The following is a 19,198-nucleotide window of genomic DNA, read 5'->3' as shown; positions in this document are numbered from 1 at the left end:
GGTCGATATAGAAGCGGTATCTTTTAGATACCGCTTTTAGTTATCTTCCTTTTGCAATTCGCTTTAAATAGTCTCCGTATCCCGACTTGATCAGGGGCTCGGCGAGCTGTAGCAGTTGCTCTTTATCGATATAGCCCATCCGGTAAGCGACTTCTTCGATAGCGCCGATCTTCATCCCTTGTCGCTCTTCGATAACCTGGATAAATTGACCGGCTTGCATCAATGATTTTATGGTTCCGGTATCCAACCAGGCCGTCCCGCGATCGAATACGCCTACTTTAAGCTTGCCCCGACGGAGATATTCTTTATTAATGTCGGTGATTTCCAATTCTCCGCGCGCGGAAGGTTTTATGTTTTTAGCGATTCCAACCACTTCATTATCATAAAAATAGAGCCCCGGAACGGCATAGTTTGACTTGGGTACAACCGGTTTCTCTTCGATGGATATCACATTTTTCTGTTCGTCAAATGCGACGACACCGTACCGTTCGGGATCGTGCACCGGATAGGCAAATACCACCCCGCCATCCGGATCGGCACAACCTTGCAGCAATTTGGACATTCCCGACCCATAGAATATATTGTCTCCCAAAATAAGTGCTACCTTGTCTTTACCAATAAATTCTTCTCCCAACAGAAACGCCTGTGCAAGTCCATCCGGACTCGGTTGTTCTTTATAGGAGATCTGGCAGCCGATCTGAAAACCGTCTCCTAATAGTTTCTGAAAATTCGGCAAGTCTTGTGGTGTGGAGATGATGAGGATCTCGTGGATACCGGCCAACATCAGCGTAGATAGTGGGTAGTATATCATCGGTTTATCGTACACCGGCATGAGTTGTTTGGATACGGCCAGTGTTAATGGGTGTAAACGCGTGCCGGAACCTCCGGCCAATATAATACCTTTCATTTTTTTGCTTTTTATCGGTAGAAACTTTTTAGTGTTCTGACGCAATCATCTCCTTAAGGCTATCTAACCAAAACGGAACTTGAACGTTAAAAGTACGCTTTATCTTACTTTTATCCAATAGCGAATAGGCAGGACGCTTGGCTAGTGTGGGATATTGCGATGTCGGAATGGGAGTTATTCGGCATGTGGTGCCAATCAACTCCTGGATATTGACTGCAAAATCGTACCATGAAAGCTGGCCTTCATTGGAATAGTGATATATACCGGGATGCCATTTAGCTGCTTTTATAATATCCACCATGGTTTGGGCAAGGTCTCTGGCGTAGGTTGGGGAGCCTATCTGATCGTGAACGACGGACAGCTCTTCTCGTTCATGCAATAGGCGAATCATGGTTTTGACAAAGTTATTTCCATAAGCTGAATAGACCCAGGACGTACGTATAATAATGTTTTCGGGCGCCCATTTTTGTATAGCTTGTTCACCTTTCCACTTCGTCAGCCCGTAGATATTTAATGGCGACGTGGGGGCGTCTTCTTTTAGAGGCTCGTTGGAATGGCCGTCAAAAACGTAATCGGTGGAAATTGCAAGCAGTTTTGCCCCATGCATACGGCAATATTGTGCGATTTCCTCTGTAGCCAAATGATTTACGGTATCTGCGAGTTCCGGTTCACTTTCCGCTTTATCCACAGCTGTATACGCCGCTGCGTGGATAATGATATCAGGCTCATACATCCCTAGTATATCTTGGATAATCAACGTTTGTTCAAGAGGAAGCTGTTTCCTGTCCAAAAAGAAGGTTTCGAAGCCTTCTTCTTTTCCCAACAGTTCTTTTAGCTCGGAGCCTACCTGCCCATTTGATCCTGTTATAAGGATTCGTGGTCTAGGACTTGGCGTTGGCGATTCGGTATGCATAATTTCTTGATTGTTTTGCATGGCTTCTGCTGAATGCTATGGTTTATTTCTCCCAGAACGGTAATACTTTATCTTTGTCGGAGATAATCAACTCGTCTTCTGGAAGTTGCCAATCGATGGCCAATGTCGGATCATTATAGTGTATACCCCATTCGGAAGCCTTGTGGTAGAAGTTATCGCATTTATAAAAAAATGTAGCGGCATCGGAGAGCACGACAAAGCCGTGTAAAAAGCCGCGCGGAATAAATACTTGCAGATTGTTTTCATCGGAGAGCTCGACTGCTTCATATTGCCCGAAGGTAGCCGAATTGGGACGTGCATCTACCATGATATCTAAGACGCGTCCCTGCAATACGCGCACCAGTTTCGCTTGCGCATGTTCGCCTTCTTGAGCGTGTAACCCACGGAGCACACCTTTGGTGGAAAAAGACTGGTTGTCTTGTACAAAATGTGTTTCCGTTCCGGTCAGCTCTTGAAACGTCCTTTCATTAAAACTCTCAAAGAAATAGCCTCGCTTATCGCCCAGCTTAAGGGGTTCTAAAATAAAGCATCCTTCGAGTTTCGTTTCTATTTTCTTCATCTATTGTTTTTTTGCGTCCTTATTTACCGTATTGCTCCGCATCATACTGCTGATAGTTTCCCGAGGTCACATTCTCCAACCACTCCCTGTTTTTCAAGAACCAATCGATAGTCAGGGAAAGTCCTTCTTCAAAGGTAACCGATGGTGTATAACCTAATTCTGTATTGATTCGGGTGGCGTCAATAGCGTAACGCAAATCATGGCCCGGTCGATCTTTTACATAGGTAATCAATTTTTCCGACGTTCCCGAGGGCCTGCTAAGCTTCTCGTCCATCTGTTTGCAGAGTTCTTTAACAAGATCAATATTTTTCCATTCATTGAAGCCGCCAATATTGTACGAGCTGCCATTTTTTCCTTGATGGAAAACTAGATCAATGGCTCTAGCGTGATCTACCACAAACAGCCAGTCGCGGGTATATTTCCCATCACCGTAAATTGGAAGCGGTTTGTTGTTCAGTATATGGAGAATGCAAAGAGGTATCAGTTTTTCGGGAAAGTGATTCGGCCCGTAGTTATTGGAACAGTTGGTGATCACGACCGGCAATCCGTACGTGTCTTGATAGGCGCGTACAAAATGGTCGGAGGAGGCTTTTGACGCTGAGTATGGCGAATGCGGATCGTACGGGGTGTCCTCCGTAAACAGTCCGGTTTCTCCTAGAGTCCCGTAGACCTCGTCTGTCGAAACATGATGGAAGCGTTTGCCTTCGAAATTGTCTTTCCACGTTTCACGTGCGGCATTCAGAAGGTTCACCGTACCTACGACATTCGTCATTACGAAATCGGTTGGCGTCGCAATAGACCGGTCCACATGGGATTCGGCTGCTAAATGGATGACGCCATCAGGCCGATGCGTTTTGAAAAGCGCCAATATACCTCCTGCATCGCGGATATCTTGTTTAATAAAGTTATAATTGGGCTTTCGCTCTATATCTTTTAAGTTTTCCAAATTACCGGCGTAGGTTAGGGCATCAATATTCACAATATGGTAATCGGAATATTTGTTTACAAATTCGCGAACCACATGCGAGCCGATAAAGCCGGCTCCACCTGTAATGAAAATCTTTTTGTTCATGATTCAAAGATAAAAGTTCTTCTTCATTTTTTGTCTTGACACAAAAAACGAAGCAAAAAAAGTCAAGACTGAATATTGTTCTGCTATTTTTCTTCGTCTATTCCTAAACAAAATAAACTCACTGCGTTCAGACAGTATTTTGTTTTTAACGGAATTGCCTTCTGAAAAATGACCACATAACAATATAAGGTCGTTTTAATATGCGTAATCACCGGACATTAGTATTTACGTTATTTATAATCAGCACTTCACGCGTAAAATATAATACAAATAAGTTTGCTTTACATAGACAATTGTACTAACCCCTTCCTTAACACGAAAAGGTCACATCCAGATATTTGACGATTCTAGGAATTTACTTTTTGCACTATCCATTGTGTCAAATATCTGAAGCGACGAGGTTTTTGCGTACTTTTTTTCGGGAAAAAAGTACATCTAAATCGCTAATTTCTGGCTATCCTCGAATATAGTAGCATTTTTTATGGGATTGTCTTTCAACAAATCAAAAGTATCGTATTTAGCCGCCACCATTTTAAGCGCGCGAAGGTGCTTTTCGTGATGCATATCTGTTCCGACTAAATCGTACATACCTGATTTTATCAGTGTAAGTGCTATTGATTTAACATGCTCTCCGTAATATCGGGATATGGCTAGGAGATTTAGTTGCAGTAAGCAGCCTGCATCTTTAATTTCTTTGTATACTTTAAAGTTCTGGTGATAGTAGTTGTAACGTTCTGGATGTGCCAAAATCGGTTGATAGCCTTTCTCTTGGATATCTTTTATGGTCTGGAAAAGTGCTCTTGATTCTGCTAAATAGGACATTTCGATAAGTATATGTCTATTCGGTAACGGGCAGAGATTTTTGCTCTGAATCCACGTTTCAAGTTGATCATCAACCATATATTCAGCAGAATACTGAAGATCGAATTTAATTCCTTGCTCAGTAATCGCTTTTTTTAGTTTGGCGTGAGCGTCTTGGATAGTAGTTGGTGTATTATCGTGCACACCATGCATTACATGCGGTGTTGATATACATTTATGAATTCCTAATTCTTTTAATCCTTGAACAAGCTTCAGGGACTGTTCTACGTCTGGGCTGCCGTCATCAATACCGGGTAGCACATGGTTATGCATATCTACCCCAATCCAGGTTAATTTTCCGACAGCTTCATTTTTCTTTTGATTACTTGTAAATAAATTTTTCCAAAAAGACATTGTTAATAATTTTTACTTAGCTATTCCCCTTTTCAAACCCCCTTATGTATAAAGCTACAATAATACAGCCAATATTATAAAAATAAAACGAGCATTGCTACAAAAATGCTACTATTAATTAAATAATTGTTAAATTAACGGAGAATTTTCTTTTTCTAAAAGTTCATAAACGTGCTTTACGTCTTGCGCAAAAGCTTTATCCATAACCAAAACTGCATCTGCTGTATTGACCACTACACAATTTCGTAAACCGAGGAACACGGTATGTCTATGGGTTTCGCCAATGACGATATTTCCGGACTCGTCTTTCGGGTGCCCTTTGGAAATAAGATAATCGTATAATGAATCAAACGATCCCATATCCGACCAATGGAAGAACGAAGGCACGACTTTGATGCTATCGCTACGCTCCATAATGGCGTAATCAACACTTTTTGACGGTATCTTACGGGAGAGCTCTTCGTCTAAAACACCTTCTTCCGCCGCTTCAAAAGCACACTTTGATGCGGTGTATACCTTCGGATCGAAACGCTCAAGCTCTTGTAGATAGGTTGAGGCTTTAAAACAGAATATCCCTGAATTCCACAAGAAGTTGCCACTTTTCAAGAAATCTTTTGCTGTTTCATAGTTGGGTTTCTCCCGGAAGGATAGGACATCATTTCCTTCGGATTCAATATAACCGTAGCCCGTTTCCGGCCGTGTCGGATTTATTCCGAAAGTGACAAGGCTGCCGTCTTTTGCAAACTCTATCCCACGTTTGATAGCCTGCAGATATTGTTCCTCCCCTTCGATTAGGTGATCTGAAGGGGTAACGATCAAGATATCATCGGGGTGTCGCGATAGTGCGGCAAAGGCTATAGCAGCAGCCGTATTTCGGGGAACGGTCTCCACGATAATGTCGTGTGAAAGAACTTTTAAATTCTCTTTTGCCAAATCAATATTCTGTACGGAACCCACCAAAACCACATGTTCGCACACGGATTTGTTTCGCTCGATAGTTAGCTCAAATAACGATTTTTTGTTGAAAATAGGCAGATACTGCTTTGGTTTTGATTTACGGGACAAGGGCCATAATCTTGACCCTATCCCACCTGATAATATGACATTTATTATCTTTCCCATAATTTAAATATCGGTTTGTTCTTGTGTTTGAAAGTGTTGTTCTATTAGAGCGGGCGTAATTTGATCCCGCTTGAGGTAAAGCTGAGCGCTCGCCCTAGCATCTGACAGCGGATCATGGTGATTGAGCTCGATACCCATAATATGGCAACAGATGCTCAATTTGGTTCTCTTAAACCCTTTGGATCTGTATATTTCACTCGTACACTCCCAAGTGGGCGAAAGCTGCAGCATACTGTAGTTCAAATTATATAGCCCCATCGTCTTTATGAGGACCTCCCTATCAAACTTCTCGTTATGTGCTACCATTCTACTTCCTTTGAGGCGGCTTTCTATCGTCGGGAATAGCTCCAAAAACGTGGGTGCTGCTAGTGTATCTTTCGGTTTAATACCGTGTACACGGGTTGTTTGCCACATGTATTGGTTTTTTGGCGGACGTACCAGGCTATAAAATTGATCCACAATTTCGCCGTTCTCCACCTTTACGATGCCCACGGCACACACACTTGTATAAGCTGCGGTAGCGAGTTCAAAATCTATTGCCGTAAAGGTCATTAATTATATATTAACTATTTTTTAAAACTTTACAAAGATACCACATCTTCTTCATTTTTTCCTTGATGAAAAAACGAAGCAAAAAAATCAAGACTGAATATTGTTCGGCTATTCTTATTCGACTATTCCTGAACAGCATGAACTCACTTCGTTCAAACAACATGCTGTTCTATACGGAATAGCCTTCATAAAAATGGCCGCAGAACAATATAAGGTCGTTTTAACCCGCGGAACCACAGAGCAATATTGAACGCTTTGTACTATCCAATATTAACAATTATGTTTAACCATCAAACGAAGGAATTAACACGCCTCACAGGATTGCATTATCCCTATTTTACCTTAAATGTCCATCCGGATGTTTGACAATTGTATAAATTCATCCTTAGCACTATCCCTTCCTGTCAAATATCCGAAGGACGAGCTTTTTTGTTTCTTTTTTTGCGGAAAAAAAAGAAAACTAATAACGATACCGCTCGCGCCATTTGGCACGCAGGGATTCTCTAAGCTTATTTTCGGAAGGGTTGTTTCCGGGATCGTAAAGCAGCGTACCGCTTAGCTTGTCGGGAAAGAATTCTTGTTCTACAAAATTACCAGGATAGGTGTGTGCATATTTGTATGCTGTGCCGTAGTCTAGTTCTTTCATTAGTTTGGTGGGCGCATTTCGCAAGTGTAGGGGCACGGGCAGGTCGCCTGTTTTCCGCACTAATGCCTGGGCCTTACCAATGGCTTCATAAGAGGCGTTGCTCTTTGCCGAAGAAGCGAGATAGGTAACAGCTTGGGACAAGATAATACGGGACTCCGGCCAGCCGATGACATTGACAGCTTGAAAGCAATTGTTCGCTAATAATAAGGCGTTAGGATTGGCATTACCTATGTCTTCAGACGCAAGAATGAGCAAGCGCCTGGCGATGAAAGAGGGGTCTTCTCCGCCTTCCACCATCCGCGCAAGCCAATATAAAGCAGCATTCGGATCGCTTCCGCGAATGGACTTGATAAAGGCAGAAATAATATCGTAATGTTGTTCGCCCGTTTTATCATACAAAGCCATATTCTGCTGTACTTGTTTAAGCACAAACGCATTGGTAATGGGTTGTTTTTGGGTGTGGGCTGCTTGAACTACTAGTTCGAATACATTGAGCAGCTTGCGGGCATCTCCACCGGAAAGTCGAAACAAGGCTTCATATTCTTCTATTTGGACAGGATGTTCTTGTAGATAACTGTCCCGTTCGATAGCCTGCTCCAAAATAGCAGTCAACTCTTGCTCGGAGAGATGTTCAAGCACATACACTTGGCAGCGGGAAAGTAAAGCAGAGATTACTTCAAAAGAGGGGTTTTCTGTGGTGGCTCCGATAAGGGTTACCAATCCGCGTTCTACGGCTCCCAAAAGGGAATCTTGTTGTGATTTGGAAAAACGGTGAATTTCATCGATAAAAAGAATGGGCTGTTCTTGATTAAACTGATACAATTTATCTGCTTTTTCAATCACTTCTCGAATATCTTTAACACCGGATTGAATAGCACTTAACGAAAAAAAGGGACGCTCCAACTCCCGAGCAATAAGCAATGCCAAACTGGTTTTGCCTACACCCGGCGGTCCCCAAAAAATCATCGAGGGTATATTTTTCTGCTCTACGGCGTTACGAAGAACAGCGCCTTCTCCTATAATATGCTTTTGCCCAATATAATCTGCAAGACCTTTTGGGCGCATTCGCTCTGCTAAAGGTATCGATGTTGCCATAACACAAATATACTAATTTCCTTAGTAATCAATGAAAGATGGCTATTGTTTCGTTTCCCTACGATTCCCTCTCCAAATGGCGAAACCAAGACCTAAAACCAATAAAACCGATGCGATTAACGAAACAATATTACTAATCTGCATTGTTTTTGGAGCAAAAATAAACTCGATCGTATGATTTCCTCCAGGTACCTGTAATGCACGGAGAATATAATCGGCCCGAACGATTGGCGCTTCTTCTCCATCGATATAGGCTTTCCACCCTTTATCGTAAAACACTTCAGAGAACACGGCAAAAGCATCTGTTGGCGAAGTATATTCGTATTTAAGTGTGTCTGGATGATAAGATACTAACTTGATTTCGGCGTTTTCTGATTTTCCCAGACGAGCTGTATTCAGCACATTCTTAAACGCTTCATGCACGAATGCCTCCTTCTGCGGGTCGAAGCTACTGATAGCCTGCATCTCTTGTGCATTGCTGTTGACGAATGTCACCCTATCAACAAACCATGCGTTACCAGCTGCTGTACTTCTCCGTTTAATCTGCTCCGCGTTATTCTCGGGATTTTTTGTGATTACATAGCGCACGTTGAACATATCCAACACGTCTTCGTTAATCGCGCCATTGAATTGATGCTCGACTACCTCTTGGAAACGCATCAGCTTGGCGGCGTGGTATCCGCCTAAATTTTTGTGATAAAAGGACGCACGTGCATCAGAAAACGGGTTGGTCGTCAGGTCGAACACGCGGTAACTCAAATCTTTATCCATCCGGATCAACTGATCGACTTCCCGCTCGGGAATTCGAGTGTTGGAAGCACGCTCATCTACGAAGGAATCATTGTTAAGATAACGTTTATCTACCGCCCATAAATCGGCGAGAATAACGACACCTAATATGCCAATAAAAAGCGGCATGCTTAGTTTCTTCTTGATATAGAACCATATTAATCCGAATGTAATCAACACAATAAAAAAGGAACGATAGGCATCTGCCGTTGCCAGCGACGCTCTATCCTTGATCAACGCACTAGCTACCTGCCCAGCTGCTTGCTTATCACCAAACATCTGCTCTAAAGAAGAAACCAATTGTTGATGTTGGGAGTTTCTGAATTCTAAGAACAGGCTTGGCATGAAGGCTATCAGCAAACAGAATCCACCGACACCGATAAAAGTATATCGTATTTTTCTATCTAGGTTTGGAATCCGGTCGGCATTTGTGAACAATTCATTTATCGCCAAAATGGCCAATATAGGGATGAGGATAGCCGGAATAACGAGGATAGATTCGACTGCTCTAAACTTATTGTACATCGGGAAGTAATCGAAAAACAGATCGGAAATCAATGGGAAATGACGTCCGAAAGCCAAAAGGATGGTCAATACCGTCGCGGAGAGAATCCACCACTTGATTTTGCCTTTGACAATAACCAGTCCTAGAATGAACAGGAATATAACTGCGGCTCCAAAATACCACGGCCCGGATGTAAACATCTTCTCTCCCCAATACGTTGGTAGCTGGTTAGCAAACTGCGCTGCTTGCATCTCTGGAACGCCCAGTCCGGTCATCGTTTTTGTCACCTCGGACTTACCGTCCAAGACGCCTCCTGAACGCCCGCCATAGGCATTCGGAATCAAAAATGTAATGTTTTCACCAACGCCTTGGCTCCATTCGTAAGCATATTGTTTGTCGAGGCCTCCGGATCTACCACTGTTATCATCTACCTTCTGGATATTTGCCTTTCCGCGAATGGTTAATTGGCTATACTCGTAGGTGGGGAATAAGACAGATGCATTCACCAACACCGCAACAAGTACGGCTCCTACTTGAAGAGCGGATACTTGCAAAAAGGGTTTCCATTGTTTGTCTCGAATGGCATAATAGAGTTCAAATCCGACAAGTACCACTAACGCAATAAACAGATAATAGGTCATTTGGATGTGGTTCGACCGAATTTCCAACGCCAGAAAAAGCGTCAGCAAAACGGGACCCCAGAGTCTGCTCCCGCGATAACATAACAGGATGGCACCAATAATCGGTGGGAGATAAGCAATGGCGTATGCTTTATTGAGGTGGCCTGCCTCGATATAAATAAAATTGTAGGATGTAAACGCCAATGCAACAGCTCCAACAGCTGCCAACCACGGTTTCACGCGCAGGACAGAAAACAGAAAATAGCCGCCTAAAAGATAGATCAGAACGATATCTGTAGGGGCTGGAAAAATGGTGTTGATCCCTTTGTTAATATAAGACGTCACATTATTGGCATGTTCATACCATATTTGATAGGTAGGCATACCGCCGAACATGGAGTTTGTCCAGCTGGGAGCGTGCCCATCCTTTTCTTTATAATCAAAAAGCTCTTTTTGACTGCCCACGGCTTGAACCACATCGGATTGAACCAACGTTTTTCCTCCAAAAATTGGCGAGAAATAAAAAAATACCAACGCGATAAATATCGCCAAGATGATGAAATGCGTTGAATTCTCCTTAAACCATTGTTTCATATGGGTATAAATTGTTTTTTAATGCGTCAAGGCCAAAAATATATAAATAATTGGAATCCTAATGCTATTAATTGGTTTTTTGTATCAGCCGCTGGATGTCGGAGAGTTCTCCGAACAGCACGAGTAAGTCTCCCTCTACAAGCCTTGTTTCGGAGCTGGCAATGCCCGATGCTTCGTTTCGTTGGACGGTCTTTCCGGATACTTTTTCTTCGTAGGACTTGACCGTTGTCAAAACAATAACTTTGTATTGATTGGTAAGATTTGCTTCTTTTAACGTCATCCCTACATATTTGCTGGGCACGCGTGTCTCTACTATGCTATAGCGATCTGAGATCTTAAATGAGTCAATAATATCTACATTATCGAGTCGCATAGCCAAACGCTCGGCCGCCTCTTCCTCCGGCATGATGTAATCATCTATCTGCATCGCCTCCAATACCGTTCGCTGTAATTCAGAAACAATCCGTCCGATAATGCGTTTTACGTCCAACTGCTTAAGCAGGGCCGTAGTCAACAAGGATGCGCCCTCATCTTCCCCAATCGCGACGATTACGGCATGGGCATCTTTTAGTGGCAGGGACGTCATCGCTTCTCTATCGGTTGTGTCCATACACACGGTGTGCGTAATTCGATCTTTGAGCTGTTCTACGATAGCGAGTTTCTTGTCAACAGCTATAACCTCGTGTCCTAGTTCAGTAAGGTGTACCGCGAGTGATTTCCCGAAGTGGCCTAGTCCTAATACTATATATTTCATTCGCTGTTATTATTCATTAAAATAAAATCTTTTCGGTAGGGTAAATATAGCTTTTGTTTCTGATGTTCTTAATGAACGCAACCAATAAAGTCAAGGTTCCTACTCGGCCTACAAACATTGTGGTGGCGATCACAATTTTTCCTCCGGAAGATAGCGAGGACGCAATACCCAAGCTTAGGCCGCAGGTAGAATAGGCAGAAACTACTTCAAAAAGGAGTGCTTTCATTTGCTGCGCAGGGTCTGTAAAGTTTAACAGTACAAAACTGAACGTAATGGTAAGCACCGAAAGGATAATGATGGCAAAGGCTTTATTGACCGACTCTGACGCTATGCGGCGTTTATACATTTCAATAGATTCCTTACCTCGTGCTAAGGTGACAATATTCATTAGTGCTAGCGCTACGGTGGTAACTTTCACGCCACCGCCAGTGGATCCGGGAGAAGCTCCTATCCACATTAGGGTAACCATCATGATTAAGGTCGGTGTAGCAACCATATTAATATTCACGCTATCGAACCCTGCGGTTCTGGACGAGTTCGCCATAAAAAAGGAGGTGGCCCATTTTCCAAATATAGTGCTATCCTCGACAAGGGTATGATTTTGTTCTAACAAGAAATAGGAGACGGTAGCTAGCAGCAGTACAATTGCATTACAGGAGAGCATAAAACGTGTGTTGAATGAAAATGCACGCGGTTTGTGTGTATAGGGTCGTCTACGGAAGAGCTTACTGATTACCTGTATTGCTTTTTGTCGTAGAAATGTGTAAAAGTTGTATACTGTGCCAAAACCTAGTCCTCCTAATATGAAGGAGCAGGCAATTGCTATCTGAAATGCGTAATTAAACCGGTAGTTGTCGTGGCTCATCCCCTCCGGGAGAACCGAAAAGCCCGCATTACAAAATGAAGAAATAGCATGAAAAGCGGAGAAGAAGATGCGGTCTCCTACAGATGCAAATTGTGTTGCGTCCAGCGACATGAAAATGAAAATCCCGCCAATAAGTTCGAAAAAAAGAGTAATAAGGATAATCTTGAGCAATGTCGAGATTACGGAATTAAGTTTGTTCTCTCCCAATATTTCACCGAACAGAAGCTGGTTTTTGTAAGAGAATCCGCCCGAAAAGAAGTAACCGAAAAAACCGGTAAACGTCATGATTCCTAATCCGCCGATTTGAATGAGCAACATAATAACACTTTGTCCGAAAACCGAAAAATTGGTGGATATATCAGTAACTGTAAGTCCCGTTATGCAAACGGCACTCGTAGCCATAAATAGAGCATCTACAAAACTCAACGGGGCGACAAGGGCTGTACGAGGTAACATTAAGAGCAGGGTCCCTAAAAGTATCAACGTTAGAAAACTAATAACGAATAGAATAGTAGGATTGAAATAAAAGTTGTCGAAAAAAAGGCTATTACGCGACAATTCGGATAGAAAAACTAACGCAATGCCGAGGTAAACCCATTCCATTTTGGCAAGAAATACCCAATCTGCTAGCCTTGAAACACTAATGACGAGGAAATAGAGGAGCAGCACCAGACCGGAAATATGAGATACATTGATTTTTCGCGCAATTAAGATCGTGGCAATTGTTCGGAGCGCACTTAATATGAAGAGGATGTAAAACGTCCCGATGACACCATGTTGAAATTTTTCGGCTATTTCTCCATCTGTTATGTAGCCGATATGGACGAGTGCTACTAGCGCACCAACCATACACAGATAGAACATGGTTTGATCTACTAATTTGTTTCTGTATTTTAGTAAAAATTTGAAAAATCTAATCATTTAGTTGATACCTCACGAGCGCATTGTTTTGCTACTTTTCTTTTTTCCTAAACAAACCTCTAAAAAATCCTTTTGTTTCTTGTGATGTTTCTTTGGTTTTCTCTACGGTTTCTTTTGCTATTTCCGCACGCTCTTTCCATTTTTTCTCGCGTTCTTTACTAATCCCTGCGGTTTGTTTGATTCCGTCCAACAAACTTTGCCACAGATTCTTGAAGAACGTATGTTCTGGAACGCGACGGTGATTTACCTTTCCTACATGGTATTTCTCGTTTGCGTCTGGATTACTATCGTTTATGATAAGCTGGTTAACTAAAAAAGATGCTATTTTGAGCGAGCTTTTCTTTTTTGGCTCATCTGGGTTTGCCTTTAAATCGATCTTAAGATTATCGTAATCGAAACGGAAGTCGCCTCGGCTGCGATAGTCTGTCCCATTGATATCGAAACGGATACGGCGAATGTTACCCGACCTTATTTCGACATTCAACAGCGGATATAAAATACGGTTAAATGCTGTTGCATTCATGCTTCCAACTGTCCCATTATAACTGTGTTCGCCGGTTTTGCTCAACATATCAAAGGAAAATTTGGCGTGTAGGTTGCCCCTGTTCATAATCTTCGCCCACAGATCGGCCCGCATATATTTATCGTTCGATAACGTAAGTGTGTCGTTTGTCACGTTGGTCAACGTACCTGCTGTTCCATTAAAGCTAATCTCGCCTTCCCGATGATACTTACCGCTCATTTCACCATATATGACATCTACGTTTTTCACAAAAACGGTATCTAAGCGAATCATTTTATCTATTCGCATCAACTTCTGGTGTGGTGCCTGCCCGATTTGGTTAACAGGCTGTTTAGGGTATCTTTTGTCTCCGTATAATTTAGCATACCCATTTTTTATGTATACGCGATGGGCTATGGTCTGCTGTTTTTCTATCAACTTTTTAAAATCCAGCCGCTCGATATACAGTGTGTCAAAATGCAAATCGGCGCGCGTTACATTTTTGCCGTGTTTCTTATAAAAAGCGGTTTTTTCAAGCACCGGTTTATAAGCTACATTGGTTAATAAAAGCGTCTGCTCTTGCGTATTGATTTTGAGCGCGTCAAACTTAGCCGCATAAAATCCATTCGAAAATTCGTATTCGAAGCCTGGCACCATAGCTTCAATCATTTTCGTATAGTAAAGACGCGACGTGTCTGCTTGGGTGTTTTCATTGATTAAAATGTCTTCCACCCGGATTTGAACGCTATCTAAGCCAAAGCTTCTCGATTGGCCGTCTGTCAGTTTGGTATATCTAAATGCAGCACTTTCAATGTCAATTCGTCCAATATTCACTGATGTAAACACCTCTTTTACTTTTTCATATAAGCTTTTCTTCGGTTTCTCTGTCGAAACTGTGTCGTTGTACGCGTGGTATTTATTCGTTAGATGAATGTGTGGATCGATTAAATCAATGGATTTGATGTTCAGTTCTTTATCGCGAAGCACATCCAAGATACCAAAGCGCTTTACTTTCAGTTCTTTGATTTTAATCTCGTAGAGATTGTCTGGCGCTAGTTCGGCAGCCTCCATACGAGCATACACTTGTGTATCTGCTTTTAATAGGGCATTTTTTAACGTGACATTCCCTAAAGCAATGGCCATGTCGAGATTATCATACGTCAAACTGTATAAGCTATCTGTTGAATTTCGGACAAGTTCTTTTAATTTCTCTTCTACTATAGGTTTCCAGTTGCGCGAAAAATACCAAGATATTCCCGCGAAAGCCATAACAATCAATATAAGAATGCCGATGACCCATTTCCAAATTGATTTCATATGTAAATAATCCGTTTTTTAATGGCCATATGTAATACAATCAAACCTCCGTTTATGTTTTGGTAGCGCTCTTTATTATTTAGTTCCTCGTATCTTGATTATGATATATACTTAAATAACTGTCGTAACGTGACGATTCAATCTCACCGTTTTCTACTGCTTCGAGAACAACACATCCCGGCTCATTTATGTGCCGACAGTTGTGAAAGCGGCATTCATTCAAACGAGCACGCATTTCGGGAAAAAAATGGGCCAGTTCCGTTTTTTCGATATCAACAATACCCAATTCCCTTATTCCTGGTGTATCGATAAGCTTCCCGCCGAATGAAAGATTAATCATTTCGGCAAAAGTTGTGGTATGCTTTCCTTTATCGGACCAGTCTGATATTTCGCCTGTTTTTAAGTCAACTGAAGGTTCTATAGCGTTGATGAGCGTGGATTTGCCGACACCGGAATGGCCGGATACCAGCGTGGTTTTGTCCTTCAGTAAAAGCCGCACTTCTTCGATATTGGTCTTTTCTCTAGCCGACGTCGCATAGCAGGGATAACCGATATGTTCGTAGATGGTCATATAGTCTGTTAGTATTTCCAACCCCTCATCGGAAAACAGATCCAGTTTGTTGAATACTAAAATGGCAGGAATATCATAGGCTTCCGCAGTCACTAAAAAACGGTCTATGAAACCAAGGGAAGTAGGAGGCGACGCTAACGTAACAACCAGCATGGCCTGATCGAGATTCGCCCCGATGATCTGAGCTTGCTTCGAAAGGTTGATAGATCTACGGATAATATAGTTTTTCCGCGGTTCGAGGACAGTAATAACAGCACTATCTTGGTCTGGCTCTAGTTCATAATGCACCCAATCGCCTACAGCAATCGGATTGGTAGTCGTAATTTCCTTTGTACGAAACTTACCTTTGATGCGGCATTGTATACGCTTGCCCTCTTCACTCTCCACCAAGTACCAACTTCCTGTCGATTTCGTTACTAAGCCGCGCATATCTATAACCTATCGTTTTTGGATATTGTCATAGAGCAAATATAGCAAAAACCTCGTCACCTCGGATATTTGACAGAAAGGGATAATGCTAAGGATGGATTTCTACAGTCGTCAAATATCCGGCTGTGACATTAATGTTAATATAACGTAGTGCAATGTGTAAATAAAAACGATTAATAAAAAGTCAGCGATAATACGTACTAAAACGGCCTTATATTGTTTTTGCGGCCATTTTTCAGCAGACTATTCCGTTAAAAATAGCATAATGTCTGAGCGAAGCGAGTTTTATGCTGTTTAGGAATAGACAAGGACAAATAGCAAATTCATATTCAGCCTTGATTTTTTTGCTTCGTTTTTTCATCAAGGAAAAAATGAAGAGAAGTTTTTATTAAGAAAAAGGGGAAGAAGACTATATTTGTTTCATGGTGAAGAAATTATTTCTGCTAGATGGCATGGCCTTGATATACAGGGCTTATTTTGCATTGAGCAAAGTACCTCGTCTGACTTCCTACGGATTGAATACAGGCGCTATTATGGGTTTTACAAATACTTTATTGGAAGTTCTGAAGAACCAAAGGCCGACTCATATTGCTGTGGTATTTGATACGGAGGCTCCTACCAATCGGCATCTTGAATTTGAGGCCTACAAAGCACAACGACAAGCCATGCCGGAAGATCTGGCGAAATCTATCCCCTATATCTTTCGTCTTATTGAAGGGTTCAACATCCCCATCATCACAAAAGACGGGTACGAGGCGGATGATATTATCGGAACATTAGCAAAGAAAGCGGAAAACGAAGGCTTTACTGTTTATTGTATGACGCCTGATAAGGATTTCGGACAATTGGTATCTGATCAAATATTTATATACAAACCAGCCCGTATGGGCAATGGTGCGGAAGTTTTGGGAGTACCTGAAATTTTGGAAAAATGGGAAATATCAACAGTATCGCAAGTGATTGACATCCTTGGACTTTGGGGTGATGCGGTAGATAACATTCCAGGAATCCCCGGCATAGGTGAAAAGACCGCAAAGAAGTTGATCCAACAATATGGTTCTATCGAAAAACTCATCGAAAACAGCCATGAATTGAAGGGTAAGCAACGAGAAAATGTAGAGAATTTCGCTGAACAAGGCCTTATATCTAAAAAACTTGCGACCATTTTACTGGATGTACCGGTGGAATTGGAGGAGAAGCGATTGGAAATGGAAGAGCCGGATCGGATGTTATTGGAACCTCTTTTTGCAGAATTAGAGTTTCGGACACTAGGCAAACGGGTATTTGGCGACGACTACAACATTGTGGAGAGTGCTGAAAAAAGTGCGTCTGGTCAAATGGATTTATTTGCAGCAGCGCAACCCGAAACTGCAGTGACCTCTGCTGTAGCACCTACAGAACCTACCGTGGCTGGGTTAAACATCCATAACACGCCGCACGAATATATATTGGTGGACACCATAGAAAAGCAGCAAGAACTTGCGCTGCAATTGGCTGCGCTATCCAAATTTTGCTTCGATACGGAAACAACTTCCATCGATGCTTTAGCAGCTGAAATTGTTGGTTTTTCCTTTGCTTTCGAAAAAGGCAAAGCCTACTATGTACCTACGCCCGCAAATCGTGCCGCAGCCCAGGCGATCATCGATATTTTTAAAGCTGTCTTCGAAGATCCTCGCATTGAAAAAGTGGGGCAAAACTTAAAATACGATATTCTTCTATTGTCCCGCTATGGTGTTTGTGTGCAGGGCCCGTTATTTGACACGATGATAGCGCATTATCTCATTGATCCAGATACACGCCACAACATGGATATTTTGGCAGAGAACTACCTGGGCTATACACCCGTGTCGATTACCGAACTCATCGGCCCAAGAGGTAAAAAACAAGCTAACATGCGGGATGTAGCGATAGAAAAAGTAGTGGAGTACGCTAGCGAAGATGCCGATATTACTTGGCAGTTACATGAAGTACTAAAGCCTTTGTTGGAGGAAACGCATACCATGCGGCTGGCGGAGGAAGTTGAATTCCCGCTTATTTATGTCCTTGCTGAAATCGAAAAAAATGGAGTGAAAGTTGACGTGAATACGCTAAAGGGATTCTCGCTATCGCTCGATGATGACATTAAACGTCTGGAACAGGTTATATACGAAAAAGCGGGTATACAATTCAATATCGCATCCCCTAAACAGTTAGGCGAAGTACTCTTTGACAAGTTGCACCTCGATCCGAAAGCAAAGAAAACCAAAACGGGCCAATATAAAACGGGCGAGGATGTATTGCTAGCGTTAGCGCATAAATCCGACATTGTGAAAGATATACTTGACTTTCGGCAACTACAAAAACTAAAATCAACTTATGTGGATGCCTTGCCTGGACTAATAAATCCAGAAACTGGACTAATACACACGTCCTACAACCAAGCAGTCGCTGCAACGGGAAGGTTGAGCTCTACAAACCCGAATTTACAGAATATTCCGATTCGGACAGAAAGGGGGCGCGAGGTTCGGAAGGCCTTTATTCCACGAGAATCAGAGCACGTGCTCTTATCTGCCGATTATTCGCAAATTGAGCTTCGCCTGATGGCATCGCTCAGTCAGGACAAGAATATGCTAGATGCTTTTGCCGCCGGACACGATATCCACCGCGCTACTGCGGCTCGCGTATATGGGATACCATTGGAACTGGTAACCTCGGATCAGCGTCGAAACGCCAAAGCGGTTAATTTTGGGATTATATATGGGCAGTCTGCTTTTGGCCTTTCACAAAGCCTCGGTATTCCTCGAAAAGATGCGGCTGCTATCATAGACCAGTATTTCTCGCAGTACACCGGCATTCAAGAATATATGCGAAAAGCCATCGAGTTTGCAAAAGAACATGGCTATGTGGAAACTATTTTAAAGCGAAGACGTTATTTGAGAGATATCAATTCTGCGAACATGACCGTTCGTGGCTTTGCTGAACGAAACGCAATTAATGCACCCATACAAGGTTCTGCAGCAGACTTAATCAAAATAGCGATGATTAATATCCAGCAAGACATCGTTGATAAAGGACTAACGAGCAAAATGATTATGCAGGTACATGATGAATTGGTATTTGATGTTCCTAAGGATGAAGTAGAACAGCTATCTTCTATCATTACAGAGCGCATGCAAAACGCCATCGACTTACAGGTACCTATTGAAGTAGAGGCGGGTACGGGGAACAATTGGTTAGAAGCACATTAAAG

At 42.4% G+C, this 19,198-nt stretch carries 14 protein-coding genes; 1 reads left to right on the top strand and 13 read right to left on the bottom strand.

Annotation, left to right across the window (positions count from 1 at the left end):
- Positions 1–40: 40 nt before the first annotated feature.
- From rfbA to rsgA, 13 genes are all read right to left on the bottom strand, one after another.
- Positions 41–907 carry a glucose-1-phosphate thymidylyltransferase RfbA gene (rfbA, locus tag C5749_RS16470; RefSeq protein WP_105727529.1) on the bottom strand — a complete coding sequence of 289 codons (867 nt, stop codon included), beginning with the start codon at positions 905–907 and terminating at the stop codon, positions 41–43.
- A 28-nt stretch (positions 908–935) separates the two neighbouring features.
- Positions 936–1,841: a dTDP-4-dehydrorhamnose reductase gene (rfbD, locus tag C5749_RS16465; protein ID WP_245893821.1), complete on the bottom strand. Its 906-nt coding sequence runs from the start codon at positions 1,839–1,841 to the stop codon at positions 936–938.
- A 22-nt stretch (positions 1,842–1,863) separates the two neighbouring features.
- Positions 1,864–2,400 (bottom strand): dTDP-4-dehydrorhamnose 3,5-epimerase, encoded by a 537-nt coding sequence (rfbC, locus tag C5749_RS16460; RefSeq protein WP_105727333.1) that lies wholly within the window; start codon positions 2,398–2,400, stop codon positions 1,864–1,866.
- 19 nt (positions 2,401–2,419) lie between these two features.
- Positions 2,420–3,472 (bottom strand): dTDP-glucose 4,6-dehydratase, encoded by a 1,053-nt coding sequence (gene rfbB, locus C5749_RS16455; RefSeq protein WP_105727332.1) that lies wholly within the window; start codon positions 3,470–3,472, stop codon positions 2,420–2,422.
- Between the two features lie 435 nt (positions 3,473–3,907).
- Positions 3,908–4,687 carry a tyrosine-protein phosphatase gene (locus C5749_RS16450; RefSeq protein ID WP_105727331.1) on the bottom strand — a complete coding sequence of 260 codons (780 nt, stop codon included), beginning with the start codon at positions 4,685–4,687 and terminating at the stop codon, positions 3,908–3,910.
- Between the two features lie 129 nt (positions 4,688–4,816).
- Positions 4,817–5,809 carry a mannose-1-phosphate guanylyltransferase gene (locus tag C5749_RS16445; protein WP_105727330.1) on the bottom strand — a complete coding sequence of 331 codons (993 nt, stop codon included), beginning with the start codon at positions 5,807–5,809 and terminating at the stop codon, positions 4,817–4,819.
- 3 nt (positions 5,810–5,812) lie between these two features.
- The gene (locus tag C5749_RS16440) at positions 5,813–6,361 is read right to left on the bottom strand and encodes a 3'-5' exonuclease (protein ID WP_105727329.1); all 549 of its coding nucleotides are present in this window, start codon (positions 6,359–6,361) and stop codon (positions 5,813–5,815) included.
- 460 nt (positions 6,362–6,821) lie between these two features.
- Entirely contained in the window at positions 6,822–8,102 is a 1,281-nt protein-coding gene (locus C5749_RS16435; protein WP_105727328.1) for a replication-associated recombination protein A, read from the bottom strand.
- 42 nt (positions 8,103–8,144) lie between these two features.
- Positions 8,145–10,610: a YfhO family protein gene (locus C5749_RS16430; protein WP_105727327.1), complete on the bottom strand. Its 2,466-nt coding sequence runs from the start codon at positions 10,608–10,610 to the stop codon at positions 8,145–8,147.
- A gap of 67 nt (positions 10,611–10,677) precedes the next feature.
- A complete protein-coding gene (locus C5749_RS16425; RefSeq protein WP_105727326.1) occupies positions 10,678–11,364 on the bottom strand; it encodes a potassium channel family protein in 687 nt (228 codons plus the stop codon).
- Positions 11,365–11,380: 16 nt separating this feature from the next.
- Positions 11,381–13,093, bottom strand: coding sequence for a TrkH family potassium uptake protein (locus C5749_RS16420; RefSeq protein ID WP_245893819.1), 1,713 nt, complete (start codon positions 13,091–13,093; stop codon positions 11,381–11,383).
- Between the two features lie 88 nt (positions 13,094–13,181).
- A complete protein-coding gene (locus tag C5749_RS16415; protein ID WP_105727324.1) occupies positions 13,182–14,969 on the bottom strand; it encodes an AsmA family protein in 1,788 nt (595 codons plus the stop codon).
- A gap of 79 nt (positions 14,970–15,048) precedes the next feature.
- Positions 15,049–15,969, bottom strand: coding sequence for a ribosome small subunit-dependent GTPase A (rsgA, locus tag C5749_RS16410; protein WP_105727323.1), 921 nt, complete (start codon positions 15,967–15,969; stop codon positions 15,049–15,051).
- Positions 15,970–16,394: 425 nt separating this feature from the next.
- Between rsgA and polA the strand changes: the two genes are divergently transcribed.
- On the top strand, positions 16,395–19,196 hold the full coding sequence (polA, locus tag C5749_RS16405; protein WP_105727527.1) for a DNA polymerase I: 2,802 nt from the start codon (positions 16,395–16,397) through the stop codon (positions 19,194–19,196).
- Positions 19,197–19,198: the final 2 nt, after the last annotated feature.

Source organism: Sphingobacterium gobiense, from assembly GCF_002980575.1.
In the GTDB taxonomy this organism is placed as follows: domain Bacteria; phylum Bacteroidota; class Bacteroidia; order Sphingobacteriales; family Sphingobacteriaceae; genus Sphingobacterium; species Sphingobacterium gobiense.
This window is presented reverse-complemented; position numbering and strand designations above follow the sequence as displayed.

Bases quoted from the DNA above. Each gene is read 5' to 3' on its own strand.
- rfbB (WP_105727332.1), bottom strand. From the start codon at position 3,472: ATGAACAAAAAGATTTTCATTACAGGTGGAGCCGGCTTTATCGGCTCG.
- rfbD (WP_245893821.1), bottom strand. From the start codon at position 1,841: ATGCAAAACAATCAAGAAATTATGCATACCGAATCGCCAACGCCAAGT.
- C5749_RS16445 (WP_105727330.1), bottom strand. From the start codon at position 5,809: ATGGGAAAGATAATAAATGTCATATTATCAGGTGGGATAGGGTCAAGA.
- C5749_RS16440 (WP_105727329.1), bottom strand. From the start codon at position 6,361: ATGACCTTTACGGCAATAGATTTTGAACTCGCTACCGCAGCTTATACA.
- C5749_RS16430 (WP_105727327.1), bottom strand. From the start codon at position 10,610: ATGAAACAATGGTTTAAGGAGAATTCAACGCATTTCATCATCTTGGCG.
- rsgA (WP_105727323.1), bottom strand. From the start codon at position 15,969: ATGCGCGGCTTAGTAACGAAATCGACAGGAAGTTGGTACTTGGTGGAG.
- rfbC (WP_105727333.1), bottom strand. From the start codon at position 2,400: ATGAAGAAAATAGAAACGAAACTCGAAGGATGCTTTATTTTAGAACCC.
- C5749_RS16420 (WP_245893819.1), bottom strand. From the start codon at position 13,093: ATGTTCTATCTGTGTATGGTTGGTGCGCTAGTAGCACTCGTCCATATC.
- C5749_RS16435 (WP_105727328.1), bottom strand. From the start codon at position 8,102: ATGGCAACATCGATACCTTTAGCAGAGCGAATGCGCCCAAAAGGTCTT.
- rfbA (WP_105727529.1), bottom strand. From the start codon at position 907: ATGAAAGGTATTATATTGGCCGGAGGTTCCGGCACGCGTTTACACCCA.
- C5749_RS16425 (WP_105727326.1), bottom strand. From the start codon at position 11,364: ATGAAATATATAGTATTAGGACTAGGCCACTTCGGGAAATCACTCGCG.
- C5749_RS16415 (WP_105727324.1), bottom strand. From the start codon at position 14,969: ATGAAATCAATTTGGAAATGGGTCATCGGCATTCTTATATTGATTGTT.
- C5749_RS16450 (WP_105727331.1), bottom strand. From the start codon at position 4,687: ATGTCTTTTTGGAAAAATTTATTTACAAGTAATCAAAAGAAAAATGAA.